This window comes from Clostridium sp. ATCC BAA-442 (assembly GCF_964239415.1).
GTDB classification, from domain to species: Bacteria; Bacillota; Clostridia; order Oscillospirales; family Oscillospiraceae; genus Flavonifractor; species Flavonifractor plautii.
Window position 1 is genome coordinate 1 of record NZ_CAXSQB010000085.1, and the last position, 7,474, is coordinate 7,474.

The 7,474-nt window shown below is 66.9% G+C and carries 10 protein-coding genes; 7 read left to right on the forward strand and 3 right to left on the reverse strand.

Annotation, left to right across the window (positions count from 1 at the left end; all coding sequences use genetic code 11):
• The 3 genes from ACESY8_RS19110 to ACESY8_RS19120 all read left to right on the forward strand — a co-directional run.
• The coding region (locus tag ACESY8_RS19110; protein WP_434307746.1) for an ATP-dependent DNA helicase RecG at positions 1-1,074 on the forward strand (1,074 nt) is incomplete at its 5' end.
• 46 nt (positions 1,075-1,120) lie between these two features.
• Positions 1,121-1,564, forward strand: a complete 444-nt coding sequence (locus ACESY8_RS19115; protein ID WP_007492138.1) for a GNAT family N-acetyltransferase — start codon at positions 1,121-1,123, stop codon at positions 1,562-1,564.
• 20 nt (positions 1,565-1,584) lie between these two features.
• Positions 1,585-1,965: a C-GCAxxG-C-C family protein gene (locus tag ACESY8_RS19120; RefSeq protein ID WP_007492140.1), complete on the forward strand. Its 381-nt coding sequence runs from the start codon at positions 1,585-1,587 to the stop codon at positions 1,963-1,965.
• A 47-nt stretch (positions 1,966-2,012) separates the two neighbouring features.
• Here the strand turns inward: ACESY8_RS19120 and ACESY8_RS19125 are convergent, their stop codons facing one another.
• Both ACESY8_RS19125 and ACESY8_RS19130 read right to left on the reverse strand, forming a co-directional pair.
• A complete protein-coding gene (locus tag ACESY8_RS19125; RefSeq protein ID WP_498794936.1) occupies positions 2,013-3,380 on the reverse strand; it encodes a DUF4179 domain-containing protein in 1,368 nt (455 codons plus the stop codon).
• 3 nt (positions 3,381-3,383) lie between these two features.
• Positions 3,384-3,848: a sigma-70 family RNA polymerase sigma factor gene (locus ACESY8_RS19130; protein WP_007492149.1), complete on the reverse strand. Its 465-nt coding sequence runs from the start codon at positions 3,846-3,848 to the stop codon at positions 3,384-3,386.
• Between the two features lie 128 nt (positions 3,849-3,976).
• Here ACESY8_RS19130 and mutY point away from each other — a divergent pair, with 128 nt between their 5' ends.
• The 3 genes from mutY to ACESY8_RS19145 are packed head-to-tail and all read left to right on the forward strand — an operon-like array spanning position 3,977 to position 6,957.
• Complete coding sequence (gene mutY, locus ACESY8_RS19135; protein WP_055181307.1) at positions 3,977-4,999, forward strand: A/G-specific adenine glycosylase; 1,023 nt, start codon at positions 3,977-3,979, stop codon at positions 4,997-4,999.
• Positions 5,000-5,010: 11 nt separating this feature from the next.
• On the forward strand, positions 5,011-6,369 hold the full coding sequence (locus tag ACESY8_RS19140) for an aldehyde dehydrogenase (RefSeq protein WP_009258849.1): 1,359 nt from the start codon (positions 5,011-5,013) through the stop codon (positions 6,367-6,369).
• An 18-nt stretch (positions 6,370-6,387) separates the two neighbouring features.
• The gene (locus ACESY8_RS19145) at positions 6,388-6,957 is read left to right on the forward strand and encodes a thymidine kinase (protein ID WP_007492156.1); all 570 of its coding nucleotides are present in this window, start codon (positions 6,388-6,390) and stop codon (positions 6,955-6,957) included.
• Here the strand turns inward: ACESY8_RS19145 and ACESY8_RS19150 are convergent.
• Complete coding sequence (locus ACESY8_RS19150) at positions 6,943-7,125, reverse strand: hypothetical protein (RefSeq protein WP_021630679.1); 183 nt, start codon at positions 7,123-7,125, stop codon at positions 6,943-6,945. The genes ACESY8_RS19145 and ACESY8_RS19150 overlap by 15 nt on opposite strands.
• A gap of 80 nt (positions 7,126-7,205) precedes the next feature.
• Here ACESY8_RS19150 and ACESY8_RS19155 point away from each other — a divergent pair, with 80 nt between their 5' ends.
• Complete coding sequence (locus ACESY8_RS19155; RefSeq protein ID WP_021630680.1) at positions 7,206-7,424, forward strand: helix-turn-helix domain-containing protein; 219 nt, start codon at positions 7,206-7,208, stop codon at positions 7,422-7,424.
• The last annotated feature ends 50 nt before the right edge of the window (positions 7,425-7,474 follow it).

Here is a 7,474-nt window from a genome sequence, read left to right on the forward strand (position 1 = left end):
GTGCGGGTGGGCCTGCTCACCGGCTCGGTGAAGGGGAAGGCCCGGAAGGAGCTCTACGCCGCCCTGGCGGCGGGGGAGGTGGATCTGGTGGTCGGCACCCACGCCCTGCTGAGCGAGGGGGTGGTGTTTTCCAACCTGGCCCTGGCCATCACCGACGAGCAGCACCGCTTCGGCGTGGCCCAGCGCGCGGCCCTGGCAGCCAAGGCCGGGCGGACGCCCCATGTGCTGGTCATGTCCGCCACCCCCATCCCCCGCACCCTGGCCCTCATCATCTATGGGGATCTGGAGGTGTCGGTGATCGACGAGCTGCCCCCTGGCCGCACGCCGGTGGAGACCTATGTGGTGGGGGAGGACAAGCGGCAGCGGATGTATCGCTTCGTGCGGAAGCTGGTGGGCCAGGGGCGGCAGGCCTATCTCGTCTGCCCCGCCGTGGAGGAGGGGGAGGAGTCCCCCGGGGAGCCCGGCGGGGAGGGCCTCAAGGCGGCCGTCCCCTATGCCGAACACCTCAAAAGCGAGGTGTTCCCCGACCTGCGGGTGGGGCTGGTACACGGTAAGATGAAGGCCAGGGACAAGGACGCGGCGATGACCGCCTTCGCGGCGGGGGAGCTGGACGTGCTGGTGTCCACCACCGTCATCGAGGTGGGGGTGGACGTGCCCAACGCGGCGCTGATGGTGGTGGAGAACGCCGACCGCTTCGGCCTGAGCCAGCTCCACCAGCTCCGGGGCCGGGTGGGCCGGGGAAAGCACCAGTCCTACTGTGTGCTGATGACCAGCACCCACAGCGCCGAGAGCCGGGAGCGGCTGCGGGTGCTGGCGAAAACCGCCGACGGCTTCCGCATCGCGGAGGAGGACTTGAAGCTGCGCGGCCCCGGCGACTTTTTCGGCCAGCGGCAGCACGGCCTGCCCCAGCTTGGCATCGCCGATCTGGCGGCGGACATGCGGGTGCTCAAGGAGGCCCAGCAGGCCGCCCAGAAGCTGCTGGAGGCCGATCCCGGCCTATCCCGGCGGGAGCACGCACCGCTGCTGGGCCGGGTGCGCCGCCTGTTTGCCCAGCACGGTGACATGTTCAACTGAGCGCCCCGCCAGGGGGCGGAGAATCACATGAAAAGGAGTAAGACGTATGATTTCCATTCGAGAGATGACCGCGGCGGACGAGGGGGCCGTCATGGAGATGGTGGACCGGTTCTACCACAGCCCGGCGGTGGAGCATGAGGTGGACCCGGCCGTTCTCCGCCGGTCCTTTCAGGCGGCGGTGGACCCGGCCGAGCCGCTGATCCAGGGCCTGGTGCTGGAGGAAGACGGCCGCCCGGTGGGCTACCATTATATGTGCATCGGCTATTCCGCTGAGGTAGGCGGGCGCTACCTGCTGCTGGATGAGCTCTACCTGGCTCCCGAGTGCCGGGGCAAGGGCTACGGCGAGCAGGTGATCCGCTGGGCCATGGAGCAGCACCCTGAGTGCGCCCGCTACCGCCTGGAGGTCACCGGGGAGAACCGGGCCGCCCGGCTGTATGAGCGGATGGGCTTCCGCTATCTGGACTACAAGCAGATGGTCATTGACCGGTAAAAAGGAAAGGAGTGTTTGGTATGACGAGGATGGAAGAGACCGAGGCCCTGCGGGCCCGGACGGACGTACACTACAACTGCTGCCAGTCGGTCTTGGTGCCCTTCGCCGATTTGTGCGGCCTGGATAAGGAGACAGCCTTCAAGCTGGGGGCCAACTTCGGCTCCGGCATGCGCCATGGCTCCACCTGCGGCGCGGTGACCGGCGCACTGATGGTGTTGGGGCTGGCGGGCAAGGGGGCCGATGAGGCCACCGCGCTGATGCGCCGGTTCCGGGAAAAAAACCAGGTCCTGGACTGCGCCAATCTGCTCCGGCTGGCCAAGGAGCGGGGGGAGGAGCGCAAGTGCCACTGCGACCGGATGGTATACGAAGCGGTGGAGCTTCTGGAGGACTTGCTGAAATAAGACGATCGGGCACCGGCTGCTGGCCGGTGCCCGATAACGTAAGGGCCTTATTGCAGGGTGAGGACGACGGGGACTTCAAAGGTGGTGCGGCGGGAGGCAAAGAGTTCCATGGAGATGACGTCCCAGTAGCAGTGCTCAATGGTGTACTCTTCAACGAAATACCCCTCGGGAATGGGCGTTTCATAGGGGGTGTTCCGCCAGAGAATGTCACTGGCATAGGTGCTGTGGCCGCCGGTATTCTTTACCGTGCCGTCAGGGGTGCGATAGAAGCCGGTGCCCAACTGGTAGAAGTTCAGGTTCGTCTCGCTGCTGGCGGGAGGCATGGGGGCCAGGAAAGCCACCTGGGCTGTGGTATCGTCCAGGCGGATAGCGCTGATCTCCATGCCCCCCGGCATGGGTTCCAGGGCCTCCCCTGTTTTCAGGCTGACAGTGATAAACTTCTGACTCTTCTCCAGCCACTCTGCCTTGGTGATGTGCAGGGTGAGGGAGTCCGGATCGCTGAAATAAGGGCTCTCGAACAGGTAGGAGTCCCCCATGGCGGTCAGGCCGCTGGCGGAGCCCTTCTCATAGCGGTTGCCCTTCTTGTCCTCCAGATAGAAGTCCAGACTCTGGAGCTCCTCTGCGTTGTCTGGGTCCTGCTCCAGATTTAGCCGGGCGTGGGTGGGGTAGAGCTCCAGATCCACAATCCGGATGTTGTTGCCGTCCAGCTCCAGCCAGCGGTTCACCTCCACCGTGCGGCCTTGGCCCCGGAACCGCTGATCCAGGGGGAGGTCGAAGGTGACCACGGCGTCCGCCGTCCATTCCCCGGCATCGGTGACATCGGGTATGTGGGCCTGCACCTCGCAGGTCAGGCGTAGGGACTCCGGAAGCTGGGACTCCTCCTCCCCGTTAAAGGCCACGGTGATGGCGTTGGACAGCTCCCCGGGGGCCACGCTGTCCATCAGGACGGAGCAGCCCTCCAGCCTTTCTCCGTCGGGGGTGGTGAACGTTGCCCGGGGCATAAAGAACGTGGCCTCCTCCGGCCCGGAGACGGACAGGAAGAGCATCAGCCCGCCCTGGTCGGCCATCAGGTACTCCAGATGGACGGTGATGCCGTTGTCCGTGGCGCTCTGACCGATATACTGCACATAGTCGTTTTCCACAGCGGCCTTGAGGCTGGGAGAGAAGGCCACGGCGGCGGCCAGCTCCTTGAGCACGGGCACTTTGCCGCAGGCCAGGGCGAAGGGGGTGGACAGGTTCACCAGGAGCACGAAGGCGGCAAATACCGCCGCCACGCTCCCGGCGGGGGCGCTGACCCGCCGCCAGAGCCTCCGGCGGCGGGCCCTGGCCCGGGCGCGGGCCACGGCGCCATCCAGGGCGGGGGGCAGCTCCTCCGGCGCGTCCCGGAGGGCCTTGTATTCTTCCATGCGGTCCATGGCTCAAACCTCCTCGGTCAGATGCAGCTTCAGCAGGGACAGGGCCTTACGCTGGCGGGTGGATACGGTGCCCGGCGGGATGTCCAGGGCCTGGGCGGTCTCCGCCAGGGTGAGGCCCTGGAAGTAGCGCAGTACCACCACCGCCCGCAGCTCACGGGGCAGGCGTGCGACGGCCTCCCGCAGGGGGAGCGCGTCGAAGGCCTCCGCTGCGGTCTCGGGCAGCTCGGCCACCGCCAGCTCCCGCTTCCGGCGGCGCAGCTCGGCGTTGCAGGCGTTGATGAGGATGCGGGTCATCCAGGTGGCGAAATACTCCGGCTGGCGGAGGCGTTTGTAGTGGAGAAAGCCCTGGTAGACCGCCTCGTCCACCGCGTCCACAGCGCAGGCCTCGCTGCCCAGATAGAGCCAGGCGGTGCGGTAGAGCCGGCCTTTCAGGCCCTCCGCCTGTTGAATGAATTCCTGTTCGGTCAAGGGTGGCGCCCCCTTTCTGCCTATTAGAGAAACCGGCGGGCCGTTTTCATTGCGTTTCTTGAAAAAAGTTTGGCTTCATTATATAATAGCCGGGTCAGAGAAAAAAGAGGTCCCGGAGGAATCCTGTTTTGAATCAACTCGACCAACTTCCCATCCCCCTGCTCCAGTGGTACCGCGAAAACGCCCGGGTGCTCCCCTGGCGGAGCGATCCCACCCCCTACCACGTGTGGGTCAGCGAGATCATGCTCCAGCAGACCCGGGTGGCGGCGGTGCTGGACTACTACCGCCGCTTCATGGAGGCCCTGCCCACCGTGGCCGATCTGGCGGCCGTGGAGGAGGACCGGCTCATGAAGCTGTGGCAGGGCCTTGGCTACTACAACCGCGCCCGCAACCTCCAGAAAGCCGCCCGTCAGGTGGCGGAGGACTTCGGTGGGGTGTTCCCCGACACCTATGAGGGCCTTCTCACCCTGTCCGGCGTGGGGGAGTACACAGCGGGGGCCATCGCCTCCATCGCCTTCGGCGTCCCCGTTCCGGCGGTGGACGGCAACGTGCTGCGGGTGGTGGCCCGCATCAGCGGAGACGGCGGCGACATCGCCCGGCCGGACACCAAGGCCCGGATGCGCGCCGCCCTCCAGGCCGTGCTTCCGGTGGACGCCCCCGGCGACTTCAACCAGGCCCTCATGGAGCTGGGGGCCACGGTGTGCCTGCCCAACGGCGCGCCCCTGTGCGACCGGTGCCCGGCGGCGGACTTCTGCACCGCCCGGCGGGAGGAGCGCACCGGGGAGCTGCCCGTCAAGGCGGCAAAAAAGGCCCGGCGCATCGAGAACCGGACCGTGTTCCTGATCTTCTGGGGAAAGAAGGTGGCCCTGCGGCGGCGGCCGGGGCGGGGCCTGCTGGCGGGCCTGTGGGAGTATCCCAACGAGCTCTCCCCCGCCCCCTGTCCGGTGGAGGCGGCCGGGTTATCCGGCGGCCCGGCGGGGAAGCATATCTTCAGCCATATCGAGTGGCACATGACCGCCCAAATCGTGGAGGCCGCCTCGCCGGAGCTGCCGGAGGGGTGGGTGTGGGCCGACCGGGCCGCCCTGGAGCGGGATTACGCCGTGCCCAACGCCTTTCAGGCCTTCGCCGGGGCGGTGGAGGCCCGGCTGTGAAGGAGAGCGCCATGGAGGATGTACTGGCCGCCCAGCGGCGGTATTTTGACAGCGGGGCCACCCGGCCCCTCCGGTTCCGCCGGGAGATGCTCACCCGGCTGGAGTTGGCCCTCACCCGGTGGGAGGGGGAGCTGCTGGAGGCGCTGAAGGCAGATCTCAACAAATCCCCCTACGAGGGGTATATGAGCGAGCTGGGCCCCACCCTGGCGGAGCTGCGCTTTGCCCGCGGGCATCTGAAAAAGTGGGCCCGTCCCGTCCGGCACCCTGCCCCCCTGTCCCAGTTCCCCTCCGTGGGCACTGTGTACCGGGAGCCCTACGGCGTGTCGCTGATCCTCGCCCCGTGGAACTACCCTCTGCTTCTCACCCTGGCCCCCCTGGTGTCCGCCATCGCGGCGGGGTGCACGGCGGTGGTGAAGCCGGGGGAGGACGCCCCCGCCTCCGCCCGCGCCCTGGCGGAAGTGCTGGGGCGGGTGTTCCCGCCGGATTATATCACCGTGGCCGAGGGGGGACGGGAGGAGGCGGAGGCCCTGGTGGACAAGCCCTTCGACGTGATCTTCTTCACCGGCAGCCCGGCGGTGGGGAAAAAGGTCATGGCCGCGGCGGCGGAGCACCTCACCCCCGTCACCCTGGAGCTGGGGGGCAGGTCGCCGGTGATTCTGGCCCCCGACGCCGATGTGGAGCTGGCCGCGGCCCGCATCGCCTGGGGCAAGTTTCTCAACGCGGGGCAGACCTGCGTGGCTCCGGACCACGTCTGGGTGCCGGAGGGGATGGCGGAGCCCTTCGTGGCCGCCCTGGCCCGGCAGATCACCCGCTTTTACGGCGCGAATCCCCTGGCCGGGGAGGAGCTGCCCCGCATCGTCAACCGGCGGCACTTCGACCGTCTGGCCGGGCTGCTGTCCGGCGGGCGGATCGCCGTGGGCGGGCAGACCGACCCGGAGGGCCTGCGCATCGCCCCCACGGTGCTGGTGGACGTGCCGGAGGGCAGCCCGGTGCTGGAGGAGGAGATCTTCGGCCCCATCCTGCCTGTGCTGCTCTACCGGAGCCTGCCGGAGCTGGTGGAGGCCCAGAGGCAGAAGCCCCGCCCGCTGGCCCTCTACCTGTTCACCCGGAGCCGCTCCGTCGAGCGGGCGGTGCTGGAGGCCCTGCCCTTTGGGGGCGGGTGCGTCAACGACACGGTGGTGCACCTGGCCGACCCCCGCCTCCCCTTCGGCGGGGTGGGGAACAGCGGCATGGGCGCCTGCCACGGCAAGGCGGGCTTCGACGCCTTCACCCACGAAAAGAGCGTACTCAAAAAAGGGCGGCTGGACATTCCCGTCCGCTATCCGCCCTATGGGAAAAAGCACCTGGGCATTTTGAAAAAACTGATGTGACGCGGGAGGAACACCGACATGGCAAAACTCTATTTCCGCTACGGGGTCATGGGCTCCAGCAAGACGGCCAACGCGCTGATGGTGCGCTACAACTACGAGGAGCGGGGCCAGGACGCCCTGCTGGTCAAGCCCGCGGTGGATCAGCGGGACGGGGCCCGGTTTGTGGCCTCCCGGGCGGGGCTGAGCCACCCGTGTATCTACTTCTCCGACCTGATGGAGATGACGCCCCGCCAGCTCAAGCCCTACGCCTGCATCATCGTGGACGAGGCCCAGTTCCTCACCCGGGACGAGGTGCGCTACCTCACCGATCTGGTGGACGACTGGAACATCCCCGTCATCTGCTACGGCCTGCGCACCGACTTCAAGGGGGAGCTGTTCCCCGGCTCGGCGGAGCTGCTGGCCACGGCGGACGTGATCGAGGAGGTCAAGACCATCTGCTGGTGCGGCAAGAAGGCCCTGTGCAACGCCCGCTTTGACGAGAGCGGCCACGTCATCAAGGAGGGCGAGCAGGTGGTGCTGGGGGCCAACGACAAGTACATCGGCCTGTGCCGCAAGCACTGGAAAGAGGGCAACTTAGGGCCGCAGTAACTCCGGGCCCATGCACTCCACGGCCAGCAGGAAGCCCAGCCGCAACCCCTCGGAGAAGGCGTACTGTCCGTGGCCCAGCACGGGGCTGTCCCGCAGCTCCTCCGGCCAGTGCCGGGGGTTCGGATGGCCGACGAAATATTGATAGAGTTCTTCCATCGCAGGGGACATGAAAATCACCTCCTAACGTCCTTTAAGTCGTCATCATAATAACACTACTAAAAGGTCGTGTCAAGAGAAAAGAGGAAAAGATGCAATTTTGTGAGAAGCTCTATGCCCTGCGCCAAGAGCGGGGGTTGACACAGAAGCAGGTAGGCGAGGCGCTTTCCATGGCCGCCCGTCAATACCAGCGCTTTGAAAAGGGCGAACAGAAGCCGGGGTTTGACAATCTGCGGAACATGGCGGACTTTTACGGGGTGTCGGTGGACTGGCTGATGGGCCGCACAGAGCGCCGGGAGGTCTGGCGGTAATCGGCCGCGCCTCTGCGGAACAGGCCCGTCACAACGTATCATGGCGTAGG

Excerpts from the sequence above, each read along its gene's own strand:
- ACESY8_RS19120 (WP_007492140.1), top strand. The coding sequence starts at position 1,585 with ATGACGAGGATGGAAGAGACCGAGGCCCTGCGGGCCCGGACGGACGTA.
- ACESY8_RS19125 (WP_498794936.1), bottom strand. The coding sequence starts at position 3,380 with ATGGACCGCATGGAAGAATACAAGGCCCTCCGGGACGCGCCGGAGGAG.
- ACESY8_RS19155 (WP_021630680.1), top strand. The coding sequence starts at position 7,206 with ATGCAATTTTGTGAGAAGCTCTATGCCCTGCGCCAAGAGCGGGGGTTG.
- ACESY8_RS19115 (WP_007492138.1), top strand. The coding sequence starts at position 1,121 with ATGATTTCCATTCGAGAGATGACCGCGGCGGACGAGGGGGCCGTCATG.
- ACESY8_RS19145 (WP_007492156.1), top strand. The coding sequence starts at position 6,388 with ATGGCAAAACTCTATTTCCGCTACGGGGTCATGGGCTCCAGCAAGACG.
- ACESY8_RS19150 (WP_021630679.1), bottom strand. The coding sequence starts at position 7,125 with ATGTCCCCTGCGATGGAAGAACTCTATCAATATTTCGTCGGCCATCCG.
- ACESY8_RS19140 (WP_009258849.1), top strand. The coding sequence starts at position 5,011 with ATGGAGGATGTACTGGCCGCCCAGCGGCGGTATTTTGACAGCGGGGCC.